The organism is Pseudochrobactrum algeriensis (assembly GCF_018436245.1).
In the GTDB taxonomy this organism is placed as follows: domain Bacteria; phylum Pseudomonadota; class Alphaproteobacteria; order Rhizobiales; family Rhizobiaceae; genus Pseudochrobactrum; species Pseudochrobactrum saccharolyticum.
On sequence record NZ_CP075361.1, the window covers coordinates 3,281,632 to 3,302,494 of the forward strand.

The window sequence follows — 20,863 nt, forward strand, 5'->3', positions numbered from 1 at the left end:
ATTGACCCGCTTGAGAGTGCCGGCCGTCTGCACAAGCCGAAGGAACATTATTGTGAGTCTGATCGCTTTTTGGGGTGCGGTCGAATTAGGTCTGGTCTTTTCATTTGTAGCCCTCGGCGTATATCTGTCGTTTCGTGTGCTTGATTTTCCAGATCTGACTGTGGATGGTTCCTTTCCACTCGGCGCCGCTGTTACTGCTGTTTTAATTATTGCCGGTGTTAATCCGTGGCTTGCCGCGCTGATTGCCATGATGGCAGGCGCTGTTGCCGGACTTGTAACCGCAACATTGAATATCCGCTTCGGCATCCTTAATCTTCTGGCCTCCATCCTTACCATGACTGCGCTTTTCTCAGTCAATCTGCGTGTGATGGGCAAGCCGAACGTCGCTCTGATTAATCAGGATACAATGATCTCACCTTTTTATGGGTTAGGTGTTCCTGAATATTATGTGCGTCCGCTTTTTGTTGGCGTTCTTGTTATCATCGCCGCCCTGCTCATCTGGCGTTTTCTGGAAAGCAATATCGGTCTTGCCATGCGTGCAACCGGTACCAATGCGCGTATGGCACGCGCACAGGGCGTGAAAACCGATCGTCAGATTTATCTCGGCATGGCTATGTCCAATGCTCTGGTTGCTCTTGGCGGTGCATTATTTGCTCAGACAAACGGCTTTGCAGATGTCACCTCCGGTGTAGGTACAATTGTTGTCGGTCTTGCCGCGGTGATTATCGGTGAAACATTATTCCGCACGCGCTTTTTGCTCTGGGCGCTGATCGGCTGTATCATCGGTTCCATACTTTATCGTATCGCCATCCAGCTGGCGCTGAGCAGTGATTTCATCGGGCTCAAAGCGTCTGACCTTAATCTGGCAACAGCCGTACTGGTGACACTGGCACTTATTCTGCCACGCCTTCGTCGCGGAGGAGCCTCCAAATGATTGAAGTCTCAAATCTTGGTGTTGTGTTCGGACGTGGCACACCTCTGCAGAAACAGGCACTTTCCGGCATCAATCTGAAGATTGAAGAAGGCACATTTGTTACCGTAATCGGTTCCAATGGTGCAGGTAAATCCACCCTGCTCGGTGCCCTCGCCGGTGATGTTCAGGCCTCTGAAGGAAAAATCCTGATCGGCAATAAAGATGTCACCAAACAGTCGACCGCTGACCGTGCCTCCATGGTAGCACGCGTGTTTCAGGACCCGCTGACCGGCAGCTGCGGTGCATTGTCGATTGAAGAGAACCTTGCTCTCGCAGCCATGCGCGGTCAAAAGCGTGGCCTGTCCCATGCGCTTAATCATAAGCGTCGTGAATTGTTCCGCGAACGGATTGCAGGGCTTAATCTCGGTCTGGAAAACCGTGTGCAGGATCGTATGGATCTGCTTTCCGGTGGTCAGCGTCAGGCACTGTCTCTCATCATGGCCACCCTGACAAAATCAGAAGTCTTGTTGCTAGATGAACATACAGCTGCGCTTGATCCGGGCATGGCAGATTTCATTATGAAACTCACAGCCAAGCTGGTCAGTGAAAACAAGCTGACGACGATGATGGTGACCCACTCCATGCAGCAGGCACTTGATTACGGTACCCGTACAATCATGCTGCATGGCGGTAATATCATCCTCGATGTTTCTGGCGATGAGCGTAAGAACCTTACCGTTAAAGACTTGATTGATATGTTCAAAAAAGTACGCGGTGAAACACTGGATGATGATGCATTGCTGATTCAGTAAATAGCTCTGTCATCTGAAACTTAAAAATGCCGCGCTCATCCCGCGGCATTTTTATTTGAAAGCTGAAACACGGATTTCACTTTAGCCGCCTTTGTTGTAAGCAGACTTATGGCACAGAAAAAAGCACATGAAGTTGACGGGTTTCTCGCGCGTCCGGCTCAAACCGGAATGGTAGTCTTGCTCTATGGTCCCGACAAAGGTCTTGTTAGCGAGCGTGGCGCAAAATTCGCCAAATTGACCGGCCTGCCTCTGGATGATCCGTTCGCGGTTTTACGGATTGAAGCGGATGAAATAGACAAGGACCCTGCCCGCCTGATTGATGAAGCCCGAACAATTTCCATGTTCGGCGGAGATCGTCTGATCTGGATTAAAAATGCTTCGGCACAAAAAAATCTGGCTGAGGCCGTTAAGAACCTGATTTCAGAGCCACCTCAGGACACCTATATTCTGGTTGAGGCCGGTGATCTGAAAAAAGGTGCAGCACTGCGCACCAATGTGGAAAACGGCTCCACAGCCATGGCTCTGCCCTGCTATAGCGATGATGCGCGCGGCATTGACGGTTTGATCGACGATGTGTTGCAAGCCAATAATTTGCAAATTTCCAATGATGCCCGTCAGTTTCTGCGCCTGAGCCTTGGCGGCGACCGTCTGGCCACACGCGGTGAACTTGAAAAGCTTTGCCTTTATGCGCGCGGTCAGCAGCGTATTGAGCTTGAAGATGTGCGGGAATCTGTCGGCGATGTCGCCGCTCTTTCTCAGGATGGGGTGATCGACGCTGTTCTGATTGGTGATCTGCCAAAGTTCAACATTGCCTTTGACCGCGTAGTCAATACCGGCACCCACCCTTTCCTGCTCGTCAATTCGGCTATCCGTCAGTTCAGCCAATTACAGACATTGCGCTATGCTATGGAAACAGGAAATGTACCGGCAGGGCTTGTTGTCAATTCTGCAAAACCACCGATCTTCTTTGCCCGTAAAAAGCTGGTTGAGACGGCTTTGGGACTCTGGAGCGTTGCAGCGCTCAACAAGGTGACAGACAGGCTTCAGCGCACAGTTCTGGAAAGCCGACAGAATTCGGCCCTGTCAACAGCAATCATCAGACAGGCTTTTATTGCTCTGACAGTAGAAGCAATAAGAAATAAACAAAGACGTTGATTTTATCATAATAAAAAAGCCGGTACTCAGACCGACTTTTCTTTTAATTTTTAGTAAATCAACTTTGCAAGCGGCGGCAAATTTCATCCAATTGTTCAAGAGAACTATAACGGATGCGAACTTCACCACCACGATCACGATGATTAATTTCAACTTTCATACCGGTTACATCAGAAAGCAGCTTTTCTAATGCCCGTGTATCAGCATCTTTTTCAACCGGTGCACGTTCAGGCTTAACCGCCGGAATACCCTTGCTCTCAGCCTGAGACAGAGCCTCAACCTGACGGACTGACAAACCTTCTTTGACGATGCGTTCTGCAACAGCCTGAGGATTTTCCATTGTAATCAGTGTGCGTGCATGACCGGCAGTCAAAGCACCATCATTGATCAGCCCCTGCACTTCAGTCGGCAGCTTAAGAAGACGCAGCGTATTCGCAACATGACTGCGGCTCTTACCGATAACCTGTGCCAGATCAGCTTGCGTGTAATCATGTTCATCAATCAGCAGCTGATAACCCATTGCTTCTTCAACAGGATTCAGATCAGCACGCTGAACGTTTTCGATAATTGCCAGCTCAAGAGCAACGCGATCATCCACATCGCGCATAATAACTGGAATTTCGGTTAAACCGGCACGCTGTGCCGCACGCCAGCGACGTTCACCGGCAATCAGCTCAAAATGCTCACGATTTTCCGGTGCCGGACGCACGACAATTGGCTGTACAATGCCATGCTCACGAATGGACTGTGCCAGATCTTCCAGCTCAGCTTCCGTAAAAATGCGACGCGGATTGCGCGGATTACGGCTTACAAATTCAATAGGCACATAACGTTCAAGCGGAACCGGTGCCTTACGTTCTTCCACAGGCCGGTCGATATCCCCAATCAGAGCTGCCAGACCGCGACCAAGACGCTTTTTTGAAGGATCATCGTTCATCAGTTGAATGCTTTCTGCAAATTGTTACGTAGTCGAATCGAATAGTCAGTTTCATGCTGCGGTACGAAGCTGGCGTTCTCGCTGGATTACTTCGGATGCCAGCTGAAGATAGGCCTGACTTCCCGCGCATTTCAGATCATAAAGAATGGCCGGTTTACCATGAGACGGTGCCTCCGATACCCGCACGTTGCGCGGAATAACAGTCCGGTAAACCTTCTCGCCCATAAAGGCGCGCACGTCATCAACAACCTGATTGGCCAGATTGTTTCGGCTGTCATACATGGTCAGCACAACCCCCTGAATCGACAATTCAGGATTAAGCGAATTGCGCACCTGATTGACGGTTTCGAGCAACTGGCTCAGGCCTTCCAGAGCAAAAAACTCACATTGCAACGGTACCAGAACAGAGTCTGCGGCAGCCATTGCATTCAATGTCAGAAGATTGAGTGACGGCGGACAATCAATCAGAATATAGCTGAAATGATCGGCAATACCTGAATCAAAGCGCAGCGCATCACGCAAACGTCTGGTTCTGTCCGGTGCATGGGAAATTTCCATTTCAATACCGAGCAAATCCAGTGTCGATGCAACCAGATAAAGATTTGGTACATCAGTCGCAATTGCTGCATCCGGCACAGAAGCATTCTGCGTCAGCACATCATAAGATGACAATGGACGATTTTTACGGTCTACTCCAAGTCCGGTACTGGCATTGCCCTGCGGATCGAGATCAACAATCAATACATTTTCACCGATTGCAGCCAAAGCAGTTGCCAGATTAATAGCCGTTGTGGTTTTCCCCACACCGCCTTTCTGGTTCGCGATCGTTATAATCCGTGTTCTGTTATTCATAATAATTGTCCCGAATAACTTCCGTTTTCAATGCTCATTCAATGTCATTGCCATTCAACGGCGTCGTAAATTACTGATTTCCAGAATGACTGAATCCGCTTCTATTGCGCTTCCATGTCGTACAAGGTCAAATTTCCAGTTCAGCAGACTTTCATCAATTTCACGCTGATAGTCCCGCCCTTTTTGAAACAAAGCCTTAGCACCTTTTGCCATCCAGGGTTCTGTCAGTTCAAACAGCTTATCCAGCGAAGCCAAGGCTCTGGCAGTGATGATTTCCGGAACCTGAATTTGCTGATAACAGCTTTCAATTCTGGCATTCACAACCTGTCCGCGCGTCTGGAATTGAGCCAATGCATTTCTCAAAAACGCTGATTTCTTACTGTTACTCTCAACCAGTTTTATTGAACCGCCGGCTTCTTTCAGCATGATTGCCAAAACCACACCAGGGAAACCGCCGCCTGACCCCAAATCCAGCCACTGTTTTGCTTGAGGCGCCAGTTTAAAAAGCTGAACACTATCAAGAATGTGTCGTTCCCACAGTGTTTCCAGTGTACTCGGCGAAGCCAGATTGATTGCTTTGGACCATTTTTTGAACAGCGTTTCAAAACCAATCAAATCATCGGCTGTTTCACGTGAAACAGATGGGTATATTTGTTTCAGTGAATCAAAATATTTATCTTTTGTCATGCTGGTTTTGCCAAATCACCCGAAATATCCTGTGCAATACCATGTCTGCGGATATGTGTTATCAATAATGCGATGGCAGCAGGCGTCATCCCCTCAATTCTTTGCGCTTCTGCAATATTTGAAGGCTGACGCTTCTCAAGCTTTTGCTTCAATTCAAGGGAAAGACCAGAAATTGTCGAGAACTGGATTGATCGTGGTATAATCAACTGCTCTTCGCGCTCCATCACAGCAATATCGGCTGTCTGGCGATCCAGATAAACGGAATATTGCGCTTCAATTTCCAAAGCTTCCTTTGTCGCCGAAGACAAACCAGCAAGCTCAGGCCAGACTTCTGTGAGGCGCTCCAGATTAATATCCGGATAGGAAAGCAGATCATAAAGCGTACGGCGAATCCCATCTTTGTTGAGATTCAAACCAAAACCAGCCGCAGCATTTGGTGTAATGGACAAGGATTGAGCAAGCTCCCTCGCCTGATCCAACTGCTGCTTTCTCTCATTGAAACGTGTTTGCCGTGCAGAACCAATAAGTCCCCAGTTTTCACCCAAAGGCGTCAAACGACTGTCGGCATTATCTGCACGAAGTGAAAGTCTGAATTCTGCACGTGATGTAAACATGCGATATGGTTCACTGACACCACGCGCAGTTAGATCATCAATCATCACACCGATATAAGCTTCTGTACGCTGAAGAATAACGGGTTCACTACCACCGGCATGTCTGGAAGCGTTTAAACCAGCAAGTAAGCCTTGTGCTCCGGCCTCTTCATAACCGGTTGTACCATTAATCTGGCCAGCTAAGAACAGACCTTTTACACGACGAGTTTCAAGGCTGCGCTGCAATTCGCGCGGATCAATAAAATCATATTCAATAGCATAGCCTGGCTGCAGCATTTTCGCATGCTCCAATCCGGGTATGGTTTTCAAAATATCAAGCTGCACATCTTCCGGCAGGCTGGTCGAAATACCATTCGGATAAACAGTATCATCATCAAGACCTTCCGGTTCAAGAAAAATCTGATGCCCGTCACGGTCACCGAATTTGACGATTTTATCCTCAATCGACGGGCAGTAGCGCGGACCAATGCCTTCAATATTTCCTGAATACATTGCCGAGCGATGGATGTTATCGCGGATCAATTGATGCGTCGCATCCGTTGTCCGTGTAATTCCGCAATCAATTTGTGGTACTGTAATCTTATCCGTCATCATTGAAAACGGAACCGGATCTTCATCTGCTGATTGTTTATCCAGACTTGCCCAGTCAATCGTCTTGCCATCAATACGGCAAGGCGTACCGGTTTTCAAACGACCTAAAGCAAAGCCAAGACCAATCAAACGTTCAGATAGTCCCAGTGCCGGTTTTTCACCCATGCGTCCGGCAGGGATAGTTTTCTCACCAATATGAATAAGGCCATTCAAGAATGTTCCGCTTGTCAGCACAACAGATGCACAATTGATAATTGTACCATCCATGAGTAGAACAGCTTTGACTACACCATTTTCAACGAGAATATCTGCTGCACCACCTTCAATGACCGTCAGGTTTTGCTGTTCTCTGATGAAGTTTTGAATAGCCAGACGGTATAATTTGCGATCCGCCTGAGTGCGCGGCCCACGAACAGCAGGACCTTTACGACGGTTCAACAAACGAAACTGAATACCTGCCTGATCGGCAGCTTTGCCCATCAAACCATCAAGCGCATCAATTTCACGAACAAGCTGTCCTTTTCCTAATCCGCCAATAGCAGGGTTACAGGACATAACACCGATCGTATCAAAATGATGCGTTACTAAAGCAGTTTTAGCGCCGGTTCTTGCTGATGCTGCGGCTGCTTCTGTGCCGGCATGACCACCACCAATAACAATGACGTCGTAAAAACCTGTCATAATCATATCCAAAACTTGTTTGGTTTCACGTGAATCATCATTCTCATGTTCTCTCTGAAAAGGGAACACATAACTCAAGAGTGTACAAGAATTTCAGACGTGGGAATCTGTCGACTCAGAATAATTCAGTCGAGTCAAATTGTGTTTTTAGATTCCACAGAATGTTTCACGTGAAACATCTCTGATTGTTAATCAGCCTATATCATGAAATTTGTTTCACGTGAATCATTTTCCGATGCAAAATTGAGAGAATACGAGATCGAGAATATCTTCTACGTCTACGTCGCCGGTAATTTTTCCAAGGTGCTGAGAAGCAATGCGTAGATTTTCTGCTCTTAATTCTAGTGGTAGGATTTTCGAATTAACGGCTTTCTCAATTTCAGATTTGCATTGATTTAATAAATCAATATGTCTGCGGCGCGTCGGAACGACATCGTTTTGAAGTTTTGTTTTCTCTGAAATATAAGTACTCAACCTGTTTAGAAGGTTGTTTATGCCTTCGTTATTTTTGGTCGAAATCAAATAATCATAGTTTGGGATGGTTTCAGATTTAAGATCGGCTTTGTTACCAATCGTCCAGATATCTGTCTGGAACTCAGAAATGTCTACAGTGATGGGATTTGATATATCCTCTATGTATAAAATCAAATCTGCTTCCGCAGCTTTATCCATTGCACGCTGAATACCAATCTGTTCAACTTTACCGGAGGTTTCCCGAATGCCGGCTGTATCTGTTACATAAGTTGCAACGCCATTCAGATTTAGCTTCACTTCAAGCAAATCGCGCGTTGTACCGGCTTCATCAGAAATAATTGCCACATCACGTGCCGCCAATAAATTCATCAAGCTGGATTTTCCGGCATTTGGTGCGCCAATAATGACTATATGAAAACCGTCACGCAGCATCGAACCGCGCTTGCCATCTTCAATATGTTTTTCAATAATTTTGGTGAGATCATGCATCTCACTCCAGACGCGATCCGATACTGATCCCGGCACATCGCCTTCATCGGCAAAATCAAGTTCCGCCTCGATAAATGCACGCGCTTGAATGAGTTTCTGTCGCCAGTCCATGTAAAGATTGCGTTGCGCGCCGGAAGCAACTTGCTGCGCTAAACGTCTTTGCGTTTCTGTCTCAGCGGAAATCAGATCGGCCAGCCCTTCGGCCATCGTCAAATCCATCTTGCCATTCGCAAATGCGCGACGCGTAAATTCTCCGGCTTCGGCTAAACGACATTTTTCAAATTCTGACAGGCTTTCCAGAAATTTTTCAACCACAGCAATTCCGCCGTGAATATGAAATTCCACACAATCTTCACCGGTAAAGCTTTTAGGTCCCTCAAAAAAAAGTGTCAGACCGCTGTCCAGAACTTCTCCTGTTTTGCTTCTAAGATTACTAAATACGGCTTTTCGCGCTTCCGGCAATTTTCCAATGATAGTTTCGGTAATGAATCGAGTTTGTGGGCCTGATAATCTGATAATTGCCACGCCTGAAGGCAAACGCCCGCTTGAAAGCGCAAAAATAGTATCGTGATGAAAAGACTGCACTGACATCGAAAATCCGTTACAAGTTAAAAGAATGATTGCCGTTCTTTAGCTGCCTGAAGCACTACTGTATCGGCTTGAAAATCGGAAAGGCAAAGCCATGAACCCGACGCAAAGCCCGACACAAAACAATGCCAGCTCTAATCGCCTTCATACAGCGAACAGCACATATTTGAAACAGCACAGTGCAAATCCGGTCAACTGGCAGCTCTGGGACAATGAAGCGCTTGAACTTGCCCGTTTTCATGACAAGCCGATTTTGCTTTCGATCGGCTATTCCGCCTGTCACTGGTGCCATGTCATGGCGCATGAATGTTTTGAGGATGAGCAAGTTGCTCAACTGATGAATGAGCATTTTATCAATATTAAGGTGGATCGGGAAGAACGACCGGATATTGACCAGATTTATATGTCAGCCCTCACAGCCATGGGGGAACAAGGCGGTTGGCCGCTCACAATTTTTCTAACGCCTCAGGGGGATGCTTTTTGGGGTGGCACATATTTTCCAAAACATGCCAATGGTCGTCTGCCCGGCTTTATGGATATTCTTCAAAGCCTCGGCACTTTATGGAAGAATGACCGCGAGCGGATTAGCGGCAATGTGACAGCGCTTAAAACACATTTGCAGACTGTTTTAACACCGGATGCTAAACCTGCTGAGAATGATGAAAGCGCTTTCCAACGCTATGCTGATACAATAGCCAGACGTATTGATACGACTTATGGCGGTCTCAGCGGACAACCTAAATTTCCGAATTTTCCGTTCATGTCGATGCTCTGGACATCATGGAAAATCAGTCAGCAGCAACAACATCATGATCTGTTTATTCTCAGCACTGAGAAAATGCTCAATGGCGGTATTTATGACCACCTCGCCGGTGGCTTAGCCCGCTATAGCACTGATGCATTCTGGCTCGTGCCGCATTTTGAAAAGATGCTTTATGATAATGCGCAGACGATCAGGCAATGCTTATGGGCATGGAGCAGCACACAAGATCCATTGTTTCGGAATCGAATCGAAGAAATTATTCAATGGATTACATCTGAAATGGCTTTGCCGGATGGTGGTTTTGCCTCCGGACTTGATGCTGACAGCGAAGGTGTTGAAGGCAAATTTTATATCTGGGATCAGTCAGAAATAGAGAGCATTCTCGGCAAAGATGCTCCTGAGTTCATCACAAAATACAATGTCAGTCCTGCTGGAAACTGGGAAGGCAGCAATATTCTTCACCGGCTGGATATGCTGAATTTCAGCGAAGAAGATGATAAAATATTTAAACCACTGCGGGAAAAACTGCTTGGCATCAGAAATCAGCGAACCAGACCCGGCCGCGATGAAAAATGTCTGACAGACTGGAATGCCTATTTCATTCGTGCTTTGGCTGAAGCTGCCCGTGGTTTTGAACGTACCGATTGGCTGGAACTCGCAAAAACAACCTATCACCTATTATATCCTCAGCAAGGCGCTGCGATCAGACATGTCTGGTCAAAGTCTGCATCAAAGCTTCCTGCCCTGTCATCTGATTATGCGGCGCTCATCAATGCAGCCTTGTCGCTTTATCAGGCTGATCCGCAGCAAAACTATATTGATGATGCCAAAGCATTGTTAATCTCACTTAATCAGCATCATCTCGACCAGAATGGTGATTACCGACTGACAGCTTTGGATAATGATGATGTCATTTTCTATCTTTTTGGCGATCAAGATGAAGCTATTCCAAGCAGCACCAGCCAGATTATTGAAGCCTGTACAAGACTGGCGTTGATAGCAGAGGATGAAGCGCTTTTAACAAAGGCCAACAGGCTTACAGAGCGTGCTTTGGGGCGTGGTCAACATATGGCTTATGGACAGGCAGGAATTCTCAATGCCTCAGTGCAACTGCTTGATCCGGTTAAACTGGTTCTGATCGTTGAGAATACGAATGATGAATTATATCACTGTGCATCACGTCATGCTGATCCTTGCCGTACAGATATCATTCTAAGCCGTAGCCAAGCCTCACAGCAGCCGCAATGGGCTTCTTTCCTGTCTCTGGCTGGCGAATGCTCCTGTGCCATTCTGTGCCGCAATCAGGTCTGTTTACCGCCGGTCTATGATGCCGCTGATCTTGAGAAGCTGCTCTAAATAAAAACGCCGCCCTTTTGAGGCGGCGTTTTTAATATCAGCATAATGAAACAAATTACGTATTCATTGAATCGAAGAATTCAGCATTATTCTTCGTCTGCTTCAGCTTATCGATCAGGAACTCAATCGCATCGGTTGTGCCCATTGGCGAAAGAATACGACGCAGAACAAAGATTTTCTGCAGATCCTGACGTGGTACCAGCAGATCTTCCTTACGTGTACCGGATTTGAGAATATCCATTGCAGGGAAGATGCGCTTATCAGCAACCTTACGGTCAAGCACGATTTCCGAGTTACCGGTACCCTTGAATTCTTCAAAGATAACTTCATCCATACGCGAACCGGTATCGATCAGCGCGGTTGCGATAATCGTCAGCGAACCACCTTCTTCGATATTACGGGCGGCACCGAAGAAGCGTTTCGGACGCTGCAGCGCATTCGCATCCACACCACCGGTCAGAACCTTACCTGATGAAGGAATTACGGTGTTATAAGCGCGGCCGAGACGGGTGATCGAGTCAAGCAGAATGACCACATCACGGCCATGCTCAACAAGGCGTTTTGCCTTTTCAATCACCATTTCGGCAACCTGAACGTGACGGGATGCCGGTTCATCAAAAGTCGAGGATACAACTTCGCCCTTTACCGAGCGCTGCATATCGGTCACTTCTTCAGGACGCTCATCAATCAGCAAGACGATCAGATAGCATTCCGGATGATTAGCGGTAATCGAATGCGCAATATTTTGCAGCAAAACCGTTTTACCGGTACGTGGCGGCGCCACGATCAGACCACGCTGACCTTTACCAAGCGGTGCAACCAGATCGATCACACGGGCTGAATTGTCTTTATTGGTCGGAACATCCAGTTCCATTTTGAAACGCTCATTCGGATAGAGCGGTGTCAGATTATCAAAATGGATTTTATGACGGATCTTTTCCGGATCCTCAAAATTGATTGTATTGACTTTCAGAAGTGCGAAATAACGTTCGCCTTCTTTCGGGCTGCGGATTGGTCCTTCAACAGTATCGCCGGTTTTCAGCGAAAAACGGCGGATCTGCGAAGGAGAAATGTAAATATCATCCGGGCCCGGAAGATAATTGGCATTTGCCGAGCGCAAAAAGCCAAAGCCGTCCGGCAATAATTCGACGACACCTTCACCGATGATTTCGACTTCCTGAGAGGCAAGGCTCTTCAGAATAGCGAACATCAGTTCCTGTTTACGCATAACACTGGCGTTTTCAACCTGCAGCTCTTCAGCGAGAGCGAGCAAATCGACAGGTGTCTTGTTCTTAAGATCTTGTAGTTTCATTTCCTGCATGGGTGCGGAACTCATATTATAAAAGATTGAAAAAAGAAAAATGCAGTTGTGCGCTCATAATGGTCATGAGGGGCATGACCGGCATCGGAAACCTGCTATTCTTGAAGGAAGGTGTCTTTCCTTAACCGGTTCCGGTGATTTGAGCAAGAGGCAGACCGCTCTGCAGCTCTATAAAATCGTCTCAGAGAGGAAAATTACGCTCTGAACTGCGTCCCAAGCGTAATTTCTTATCTTAATATAGGGATCAGAATGGCTTTACGACAACCAGAATGACGATCAAAATCATCAGAACTGTCGGAATTTCATTCACAATGCGCCAATGTTTGGTTGATTTAGTATTTTTATCCTGAGCGAACATCCGCACGCTCTTGGAAAGATAACCATGAAGGCCGGACAGCAAAACAACCAGAAAAATCTTGCCGTGCAACCAGCCGCCGCGGAATTCAAAGATTTTCCACGCCAGCCACAGGCCTAAAACCCAGGTCACAATCATTGCCGGATTGATGATATAGCGCAGCAACCGGCGTTCCATAATTTTAAAAGTTTCGGAGGCTTCAGATCCGGTCTTTTCCTGAGCGTGATACACAAAAAGCCGCGGCAGATATAACATACCCGCCATCCATGCGATCACAGCGATAATATGAAACGCTTTGATCCAGAGATAGGCTGCATCTGTCGCTGCAAAAAACAGCGCATAGGCTGCAATGGCAGTGATGACGACAGCAATGACCGCTCTCACAGCAGGATTGCCTGTATTTGTGCCGGATTTATCCATTATGCACCTGCCTGACGGATACGATTGACCATTTGAGCAACATTTTCGAGCGGTGCTTGCGGTGTAATTCCGTGACCAAGATTAAAGATCAGCGGTCCCTGCCCCAGTTTTTCGAGAATAACATCCACGCCTTCATCGAGAGCCTTACCACCGGCAACCACACGCAGCGGATCCAGATTGCCCTGTACAGTGCCTTGTTGCTGTAATTCTTGAGCGAAGGTCAAAGGAACAGACCAGTCCAGCCCAAGAGCATTTACGCCGGTTTTGGCGCGGTAATCCCGATAGAGCATCCCTGCCCCTTTCGGAAAACCGATAATCACAGCATCAGGATGGGTTTCGCGAACTTTTTTAACAATGCGGGCAACCGGCTTGATACAGAAATCTTCAAAGCAATCTTCATCCAGCACGCCGGACCATGAATCGAATATCTGAACCGCATCGGCACCGCAATTAAGCTGCTCAATCAGATATTCCGCAGAAATATCTGCAAGATCAGTCAGCAGTTTAATGAAAACATCGCGGTGCTGATAGGCAAACAGACGTGCCGGTGCCTGATCCGGTGTGCCGTGGCCGGCGATCATATAGGTGGCAACAGTCCACGGGGCACCGCAAAATCCGAGCAGCGTGGTTTCATTTGGCAATTGCTCGCGCAAACGGCTGACGGTTTCATAAACAGCGCTTAATTTGGCTGCTTTACCTGTAATGTCGAGATCTTTAATTTCATCAACTGTCACAGGTGTCATTAAAGGTCCCCTTCCTTCTTCAAAGCGAAGGTCACGTCCAAGAACGTGAGGGATGACAAGAATATCTGAAAAGAGAATGGCTGCATCAAAGCCATAACGGCGGATAGGCTGAAGTGTCACTTCAGTTGCCAGTTCAGGATTATAGCACAGATCAAGAAAGCTTCCTGCCTGCTGCCGTGTCTGGCGATATTCCGGGAGATAACGTCCTGCTTGTCTCATCATCCAGATTGGTGGTGGAAAGACGGTTTCACCTTTGAGAACGTTCAGAACTTTACGTGTCATGCGATTTACCCACACCGGTTTTCCCCGGTTATCCCATAAAGAAAGTGATGATTTTTGGATTCTTATGATTCTTAGAGTCTGTTGATAACGGGGATTAAATGTTTCCCTGAGTTTTCCCACAGGCTGATCATGAAAACCGGCTGATGTGGATAAATTGCCCATCAATCTGGAAAAAGCAATGCGACCAAAAATTCATCAATAAAAACGGATACTTATTGAAAAATTCATTCATGCTATCCTGTGGACAACCATTGAATGAATTCTTTCCATCTTTGAATTGCTCCTGTTACCCACAGTGTTTATTGTCACGAATATACAGTCCGGCGCGCTGTGGATGAATCCTGTTTAAATCAACAGGCAAAGAAAGACGTCTCTGAGCCGGTACTTTTTACACACAGCCATCAACAGGGATGTGAGAAATCTGTGACAAAGACTCTTTCTTACTTTCATCTTCATCTGATTTCAGATGCAACAGGAGAGACTCTCCTTGCAGCAGGCCGTGCGGCGGCCGCTCAATACAGTCATGCGCGGGCGATTGAGCATATGTATCCGCTGATCCGCACCGAGAAACAGCTGGCTAAAATTCTGGAGAATATTGATGCCGAACCAGGCATTGTTCTCTACACAGTGGTGGATCAGAAACTGGCTTTGAAAATTGATGAAGCCTGTTCGCAGATGGGTATTCCGAGTGTTTCTGTACTTGAACCGGTGCTGGCAACTTTTCAATCCTATCTCGGTGCGCCTGCCCATCGCCGTGCCAGTGCGCAGCATGTGCTGGATGCTGATTATTTCCGCCGGATTGATGCGCTGAATTTCACGATGGAGCATGATGACGGGCAATTGCCGCCAGATCTGGAAGAAGCCGATATTATTCTGATTGGTATTTCACGCACATCCAAAACACCGACCAGTATTTATCTGGCCAATCGCGGTATCAAAACCGCCAATATCCCGTTGGTTTTAGGCATACCGCTGCCGGAAGCGCTGCTTCATGTGAAAAAGCCGCTTGTTGTCGGGCTGATTGCCAGTGCCGAGAGAATTTCTCATATCCGTCAGAACCGGTTGCTCGGCACATCTCCGGGGTTGGATACGGAAAGCTACACAGATCGTATCAATATTGCACAGGAACTGGCCTATGCGCGTAATATTTGCGAGCGCAATAACTGGCCGGTGATTGATGTGACACGCCGCTCTATTGAAGAGACAGCCGCAGCTATTCTGGCTCTGCGCCCGCGTGTCAGAACCGATGATTGATAGGTATTTTTTCACTGTGCTGTGTAGTGAAATATCTGATATTCTTCAGAGAAGTATTTTGAACTGCGTATATGGCAGTGAGTTTTTTGATATTTAAACGGAGTTTTCAATATGGCACTGCCTTTGATCCTTGCTTCTCAAAGCCCTTTTCGTGCAGCACTTTTAAAGAATGCGGGCATTCAGTTTACATCGCAGAAAGCCAATATTGATGAGCGCGCAGTGGAAGCACCGCTTTATGAAACCGGTGCAACGCCGGAAGACGTGGCGCTGATCCTTGCAGAAACCAAAGCGGAAGAAGTGAGTGAACGTTTTCCGCATGCACTGATTATCGGTTGTGATCAGACATTGTCGCTTGGCAATGAAATTTTCCACAAACCTGCGGATATGGACGGCGCACGCCGCCATCTTCTGGCTTTGTCGGGTAAAACCCATCAGCTGAACAGTGCCGTGGTACTGGTTCAGAACGGCCAGACCGTATGGCGTCATGTTTCAGTTGCCTATATGACCATGCGTCATCTGGAGCCGGGCTTTATCGGCCGTCATCTGGCGCGGGTCGGCGATATTGCGCTTTCCAGTGTCGGTGCTTATCAGGTTGAAGGTGAAGGTATTCAGCTTTTCGACAAAATAGACGGTGATTATTTCACCATTGTCGGCTTGCCATTACTGCCTTTGCTGAAAGAATTGCGTGCCAGAGGAATTATTGATGGCTGAGATGAAACAGGCCTTTGTAACCGGCTTTCCGATTAAACATTCGCGCTCGCCTTTAATTCATAATTACTGGCTGCAGCGCTATGGTTTGAGCGGCTCTTACAAGGCGATTGAAAACAGCCCTGAGAACTTTCCGCATTTTGCCAAAACCCTTGCAGAACAAGGCTTGCGTGGCGGGAATGTGACTATTCCGCATAAGGAAACTGCCTTTGCATTATGTGAAAAACGTGATGCCGCAGCAGAGGCTATCGGGGCTGTGAATACGCTGTGGATAGATGCGGAAAATAAGCTCAATGGCGGTAATACGGACGCCTATGGTTTTGTCGCAAATCTCGATGCGCAATTGCCGGATTGGGACAAAGGCGGCAAAACGGCTTTGGTTCTGGGGGCAGGCGGTGCCAGCCGCGCAGTGCTTTATGCTTTGCTGAACCGTGGATTTGAGAAAATCATTGTAGTGAACCGCACTGTGGAGCGGGCGCAGGCTCTGGCTGATCATTTTGGTTCAAAAATTGAAGCTACAGGCTGGGATCAGGCACAGGGCTTTGTCAGCTCTGCTGATGTGATTGTGAATACAACTTCGCTGGGCATGAGCGGTCATGGCGAGGCAGAGGCCTTTCCGCTTGATTTTTCCGCAGCCAAAGCCGGTGCGGTTGCAACGGATATTGTCTATATTCCTTTGGAAACACCGTTTTTGGCTCAGGCGCGTCAGGCTGGATTACGCTGTGTGGACGGCCTTGGTATGTTGTTGCATCAGGCGGTGCCGGGCTTCGAGCATTGGTTCGGGTTGCGTCCTGAGGTGACAGATGAACTGCGTCAGATCATATTGAATGATGTTCAAAAATCTTGATAGGCAGACTTATGATAAAGCTTGGACTGACAGGCTCAATCGGCATGGGGAAATCTACAACCGCACAGATTTTTGCGGATAAAGATGTGCCGGTTTATGATGCCGATGCGGTCGTGCATCAGCTTTATCAGTCTGAAGCCGTGCCGCTGATTGCGGAAGCTTTTCCGGAAGCTGTTATTGACGGGCAAGTTGATCGTAAAATCCTGTCGGCCAGTGTTCTGGGCAAGCCGGATGAGCTTAAAAAGCTTGAGAATATTGTTCATCCACTCGTCCATGCTAAAGAACAGCAGTTTTTACGCGATGCTGAGGCCAAAGGTGCCAAACTCGTGGTTCTGGATATTCCGCTGCTGTTTGAAACCGGCGGAACGAACCGTGTGGATAAAATCCTTGTGGTCAGTGCGCCTTATGAAATGCAACGGGAACGGGTGCTTTCCCGGGAGAATATGACGGAAGAGAAATTTCAGTCTATTCTGGCACGTCAGATGCCGGATGCTGAAAAACGCGCAAAAGCCGATTTTATTGTTGATACGGGGCAGGACAAAGAATTTGCCCGTCAGCAAGTTTCAGAGATTTTAGAAAAGCTGTTAAACACAGCTTTATGAGCAATTTACAGGACGAACTATGCGCGAGATTGTTTTCGATACAGAAACCACCGGCCTTGAGAAAAATGAAGACCGGGTGATCGAAATCGGCTGTATCGAGATGGTGAATAAATTCATCACCGGCAAAACATTTCATATCTATATCAATCCGCAGGGCAAAAAGGTTCATCCGGACGCATTGGCTGTTCATGGTATTACCGATGAAAGCCTGCTGGATAAGCCGACCTTTCCTGAAATTGCGGATGAGTTTCTGACTTTTATCGAAGGCGCAAAACTGGTCGCGCATAATGCGATGTTCGATATCGGCTTTCTGAATGCCGAACTGGAGCGGATTGACCGGACACCGATTTCTACCGACGTGGTGATTGATACGCTGGCTTTGGCGCGTCGCAAGCATCCTATGGGGCCAAACACGCTGGATGCGCTGTGTAAGCGCTATGGCGTCGATAATGCGCATCGTAAATTGCACGGTGCATTGCTTGATACAGAATTGCTGGCAGAAGTTTATATTGAGCTGCTCGGCGGCCGTCAGACATCTTTGGGTCTGAGCGTACAATCTGCCAATGAAGACAAGAACGGCAATGAACCTGTTGCCGATATTGTTCTGAAAGCACGCCCTCAGCCCCTGCCCTCACGCCTGACTGCTGATGATCTTGCTGCGCATCAGAAGCTCATTGATAAAATGGGTGATAAAGCAATTTGGAAAAAATATTTGAACTGATTATTGCTTAGAAAATAAAAAAGCCGCTGTGTCTGAGACGCAGCGGCTTTTTTGTAAAATTTTCAGAAAGCTTAGTTTTTAACCTGAGCTTTTGCCTGTTCTTCAGCCATACGCTGCTGGAACATGGTGGCGAAATCGATCGGATCGATCATCAGCGGCGGGAAACCGCCATTGCGTGTTGCATCAGCAATGATCTGACGGGCAAACGGGAACAGCAGACGCGGGCATTCGATGAACAGGATCGGCAGCATATGTTCCTGCGGAATGTTCTGAATGCGGAAAACGCCGCCATAAACCAGCTCTGTGCTGAACAGAACTTCTTTGCCTTCACCGGCCTGTGCGGTCAGGGTCAGAACAACGTCAAAATCACCTTCAGCGATCGGATTTGCGTTCACATTAACATTGATGCTGATGTTTGGCGCATTTTCACGCGGACGCAGGGAAAGCGGTGCATTCGGGCTTTCAAAGGAAAAATCCTTGATATACTGAGCCAGAATGTTGAGGGATGGCTGTGCACTACCGTTACCGTTCTGTGCTTCGTTTGGCGTCTCTGCCATTATCATATACCTTTTTGTTAACGATGATCGACAGACCGTCGAACAGTATGACAACACATGATTTGTGCTGTAACACTTTGAAAGCTTATACAATTTTATTGTAAAACAAACTTCGCAAGAAGCAATTGAACCATAAAATTGAACCCCTGATTTCAGAAAACAATGGCTGTTGCAAAAGCAATCCGAAACATGTGTCTTTTGGCTAGCATATGTACCTTTTACAGGCAATAACGCGGCGCATTATTTGATAATACTAAAAAGACAGGCGTAAAAACGCAGTACCGGCAATAAATTATGCTGTTCTGCGGTTTTCACGCCGCATATTCATTTTCTGTTGTCTTCAATCTCTTTCGGATCTGTACCCCAGGGAGAGTTCTTACTCTTTTTGTCCGCATCCGATGAACTGGAATAATCCTCAGGGTCGAGATCAATAATATCGTCATCCTGTGGCGTATGTCTTTGTCCGTAATGCTGATAGCTGGCGCTGCCTGCCTGAAAATCAGTCGCCATCACCACACGGTTACGTAAAAAACGATTCCAGATCAGGTCGCGGACAAACGGGATAAACAGCAAAAGCCCGATAATATCGGTCAGAAATCCCGGAATAATCAGCAAAATACCGGCAAAAATCAGCAAGGTTCCGTGAATGATTTCACGTTGCGGTGCACGCCCTGCGGCGGTTTCTGCTTTCATCTGGTTAAGCAGGCTCAGACCCTGACGACGCAATAATGCAAAACCCAGAACCGCACTGAGGATAATCAGACCAAGTGTTGCCAGCACACCGATTTCTGAACCGACAATGACAAAACCGGCGATCTCTATAAATGGCAGGGCTAAAAACAGCAGCAGGCTGATCGGACCAAGCATTTTTGTCACGGGTGATGAACCTCTTGATAGTGGAGCGGCACGGACGGATTTTACCGTAAATATGCCGGATTATGATTTTAAACAGGATATACAGATAAGAATTCCGGTTTGGCATTTGAATGCCGGAATGCGGTGAACTATATATTTTTTCAAAACATAGCGTTTTTATGGTATCTTTGAGCCGTCTTAATAACTGGTTGCAGCACATCTGGCAGATTGCCCGTACTGAAGAATTATACAATATCCGGTCTGGTACAGCATATTCAGAATATGTTCTGTAAAAAAGATATTGTATAATTCTTCAGTACAGGCAAAACCTGAAACTGAATAGCTGGAGTGCATCCCGAAAAGTGGGAACCGGTTTTCGGAACAAGATACGCATAAAAACAAAAGACTAGAGCATTTATAATGATTCAATTTAAACTGGAAATGCTCTAGAAGTTCATTGTGAGTTCCGGCAGATCACTGCGGAGATAATTGGCGAGCGGTATGAATTTTTTCAGTTTTGGCACATTCTTTTTCTTCATTGTTGCAGTGATTATTTTCCTGCAGCTGCGCAGTGTATTGGGCAAACGCACAGGCAATGAGCGGCCGCCTTTTGATCCTTATACAACGCGTCAGGATGATACTGCCGCTCTGTCGCAGCAGAAAGACAATGTTGTTTCGCTGCCGCAACGCCAGACAATTGAAAATCAGGCAAAAGATTTTACAACAATTGATGCAATGGCACCGGAAGGCTCGGAGCTGAACAACGGTCTGCGCAATATTCGCGCACAGGATGCCGGTTTTGATCCGAAAGAATTCCTCAACGGTGCCAAAATGGCCTATGAGATGATTGTACTGTCCTATGCGGACGGTGATCGTAAAACCTTGAAAAACCTGCTTTCCAAAGATGTTTATGAAGGTTTTGATGCTGCGATCAAAGAACGTGAAACCCGCGGTGAAAAGGTCAATTCCACCTTTGTCGGTATCAATCAGGCGAAAATTGTTGCGGCTGATATGAAAGGTAAGGATGCGCAGGTCACAGTGCGTATTGTCAGCGAGATGATCTCTGCGACACAGGACAAGCAGGGCAATATTATCGACGGTGATCTGGAAACAGTTGCGGAAATCCGCGATGTCTGGACTTTTGCCCGCAATACTGCAAACCGCGATCCGAACTGGAAACTGGTGGCAACCGAAGCGGAAGATTAAAGCATTTCCAGCAAAAGTGGGAACCGGTTTTGCGCCAGGAAATGCGTAAAAACAAAGAAATAGAGCATTTCCTCAGATTA

20 protein-coding genes are annotated in these 20,863 nt (G+C 47.1%); 10 read left to right on the plus strand and 10 right to left on the minus strand.

The features are described 5' to 3' along the window. Nucleotides 1-52 precede the first annotated feature (52 nt). The 3 genes from KHQ09_RS17320 (at nucleotide 53) to holA (ending at nucleotide 2,880) form a co-directional block, all read left to right on the plus strand. Nucleotides 53-934, plus strand: coding sequence for an ABC transporter permease (locus KHQ09_RS17320; protein WP_022709105.1), 882 nt, complete (start codon nucleotides 53-55; stop codon nucleotides 932-934). Beyond that, a complete protein-coding gene (locus KHQ09_RS17325) occupies nucleotides 931-1,725 on the plus strand; it encodes an ABC transporter ATP-binding protein (RefSeq protein WP_022709106.1) in 795 nt (264 codons plus the stop codon). Before KHQ09_RS17320 ends, KHQ09_RS17325 begins: the two co-directional genes overlap by 4 nt. Before the next feature lie 108 nt (nucleotides 1,726-1,833). Next, nucleotides 1,834-2,880 (plus strand): DNA polymerase III subunit delta, encoded by a 1,047-nt coding sequence (gene holA / locus KHQ09_RS17330; protein ID WP_213599558.1) that lies wholly within the window; start codon nucleotides 1,834-1,836, stop codon nucleotides 2,878-2,880. 58 nt (nucleotides 2,881-2,938) lie between these two features. Here the strand turns inward: holA and KHQ09_RS17335 are convergent, their stop codons facing one another. The 5 genes from KHQ09_RS17335 to mnmE all read right to left on the minus strand — a co-directional run bounded on the left by KHQ09_RS17335 (nucleotide 2,939) and on the right by mnmE (nucleotide 8,796). Then, nucleotides 2,939-3,817 carry a ParB/RepB/Spo0J family partition protein gene (locus tag KHQ09_RS17335; RefSeq protein WP_075653913.1) on the minus strand — a complete coding sequence of 293 codons (879 nt, stop codon included), beginning with the start codon at nucleotides 3,815-3,817 and terminating at the stop codon, nucleotides 2,939-2,941. Between the two features lie 51 nt (nucleotides 3,818-3,868). After that, the gene (locus KHQ09_RS17340) at nucleotides 3,869-4,669 is read right to left on the minus strand and encodes a ParA family protein (RefSeq protein WP_022709109.1); all 801 of its coding nucleotides are present in this window, start codon (nucleotides 4,667-4,669) and stop codon (nucleotides 3,869-3,871) included. A gap of 54 nt (nucleotides 4,670-4,723) precedes the next feature. Beyond that, nucleotides 4,724-5,356, minus strand: coding sequence for a 16S rRNA (guanine(527)-N(7))-methyltransferase RsmG (gene rsmG / locus KHQ09_RS17345; RefSeq protein WP_213599559.1), 633 nt, complete (start codon nucleotides 5,354-5,356; stop codon nucleotides 4,724-4,726). Beyond that, on the minus strand, nucleotides 5,353-7,248 hold the full coding sequence (gene mnmG / locus KHQ09_RS17350) for a tRNA uridine-5-carboxymethylaminomethyl(34) synthesis enzyme MnmG (protein ID WP_213599562.1): 1,896 nt from the start codon (nucleotides 7,246-7,248) through the stop codon (nucleotides 5,353-5,355). Before mnmG ends, rsmG begins: the two co-directional genes overlap by 4 nt. A gap of 219 nt (nucleotides 7,249-7,467) precedes the next feature. After that, complete coding sequence (gene mnmE / locus KHQ09_RS17355) at nucleotides 7,468-8,796, minus strand: tRNA uridine-5-carboxymethylaminomethyl(34) synthesis GTPase MnmE (protein ID WP_213599564.1); 1,329 nt, start codon at nucleotides 8,794-8,796, stop codon at nucleotides 7,468-7,470. 91 nt (nucleotides 8,797-8,887) lie between these two features. Between mnmE and KHQ09_RS17360 the strand changes: the two genes are divergently transcribed. Further along, nucleotides 8,888-10,912 carry a thioredoxin domain-containing protein gene (locus KHQ09_RS17360; protein ID WP_213599566.1) on the plus strand — a complete coding sequence of 675 codons (2,025 nt, stop codon included), beginning with the start codon at nucleotides 8,888-8,890 and terminating at the stop codon, nucleotides 10,910-10,912. Nucleotides 10,913-10,967: 55 nt separating this feature from the next. Here the strand turns inward: KHQ09_RS17360 and rho are convergent, their stop codons facing one another. From rho to hemE, 3 genes are all read right to left on the minus strand, one after another. Beyond that, entirely contained in the window at nucleotides 10,968-12,233 is a 1,266-nt protein-coding gene (gene rho / locus KHQ09_RS17365) for a transcription termination factor Rho (protein WP_022709829.1), read from the minus strand. A 244-nt stretch (nucleotides 12,234-12,477) separates the two neighbouring features. Continuing rightward, complete coding sequence (gene hemJ / locus KHQ09_RS17370) at nucleotides 12,478-13,008, minus strand: protoporphyrinogen oxidase HemJ (RefSeq protein ID WP_213599568.1); 531 nt, start codon at nucleotides 13,006-13,008, stop codon at nucleotides 12,478-12,480. Further along, the gene (gene hemE / locus KHQ09_RS17375) at nucleotides 13,008-14,033 is read right to left on the minus strand and encodes a uroporphyrinogen decarboxylase (protein ID WP_213599570.1); all 1,026 of its coding nucleotides are present in this window, start codon (nucleotides 14,031-14,033) and stop codon (nucleotides 13,008-13,010) included. Before hemE ends, hemJ begins: the two co-directional genes overlap by 1 nt. A gap of 330 nt (nucleotides 14,034-14,363) precedes the next feature. Here hemE and KHQ09_RS17380 point away from each other — a divergent pair, with 330 nt between their 5' ends. From KHQ09_RS17380 to dnaQ, 5 genes are all read left to right on the plus strand, one after another. Then, nucleotides 14,364-15,287 (plus strand): pyruvate, water dikinase regulatory protein, encoded by a 924-nt coding sequence (locus tag KHQ09_RS17380; RefSeq protein WP_370627017.1) that lies wholly within the window; start codon nucleotides 14,364-14,366, stop codon nucleotides 15,285-15,287. A 111-nt stretch (nucleotides 15,288-15,398) separates the two neighbouring features. Beyond that, complete coding sequence (locus tag KHQ09_RS17385) at nucleotides 15,399-15,998, plus strand: Maf-like protein (protein WP_116088633.1); 600 nt, start codon at nucleotides 15,399-15,401, stop codon at nucleotides 15,996-15,998. After that, nucleotides 15,991-16,842, plus strand: coding sequence for a shikimate dehydrogenase (locus KHQ09_RS17390; RefSeq protein WP_213599572.1), 852 nt, complete (start codon nucleotides 15,991-15,993; stop codon nucleotides 16,840-16,842). Before KHQ09_RS17385 ends, KHQ09_RS17390 begins: the two co-directional genes overlap by 8 nt. 11 nt (nucleotides 16,843-16,853) lie before the next feature. Beyond that, nucleotides 16,854-17,444 (plus strand): dephospho-CoA kinase, encoded by a 591-nt coding sequence (gene coaE / locus KHQ09_RS17395; protein ID WP_213599574.1) that lies wholly within the window; start codon nucleotides 16,854-16,856, stop codon nucleotides 17,442-17,444. Between the two features lie 19 nt (nucleotides 17,445-17,463). Then, nucleotides 17,464-18,165 carry a DNA polymerase III subunit epsilon gene (dnaQ, locus tag KHQ09_RS17400; protein ID WP_213599576.1) on the plus strand — a complete coding sequence of 234 codons (702 nt, stop codon included), beginning with the start codon at nucleotides 17,464-17,466 and terminating at the stop codon, nucleotides 18,163-18,165. 71 nt (nucleotides 18,166-18,236) lie between these two features. Here dnaQ and secB read toward each other — a convergent pair whose 3' ends face one another. Then, nucleotides 18,237-18,722, minus strand: coding sequence for a protein-export chaperone SecB (gene secB, locus KHQ09_RS17405; protein WP_022709144.1), 486 nt, complete (start codon nucleotides 18,720-18,722; stop codon nucleotides 18,237-18,239). Between the two features lie 324 nt (nucleotides 18,723-19,046). After that, a complete protein-coding gene (locus KHQ09_RS17410; protein WP_116088637.1) occupies nucleotides 19,047-19,589 on the minus strand; it encodes an FxsA family protein in 543 nt (180 codons plus the stop codon). 489 nt (nucleotides 19,590-20,078) lie between these two features. On the opposite strand from KHQ09_RS17410, the gene KHQ09_RS17415 reads away from it, so the two are divergent. Then, a complete protein-coding gene (locus KHQ09_RS17415) occupies nucleotides 20,079-20,783 on the plus strand; it encodes a Tim44/TimA family putative adaptor protein (RefSeq protein WP_213599578.1) in 705 nt (234 codons plus the stop codon). Nucleotides 20,784-20,863 lie beyond the last annotated feature (80 nt).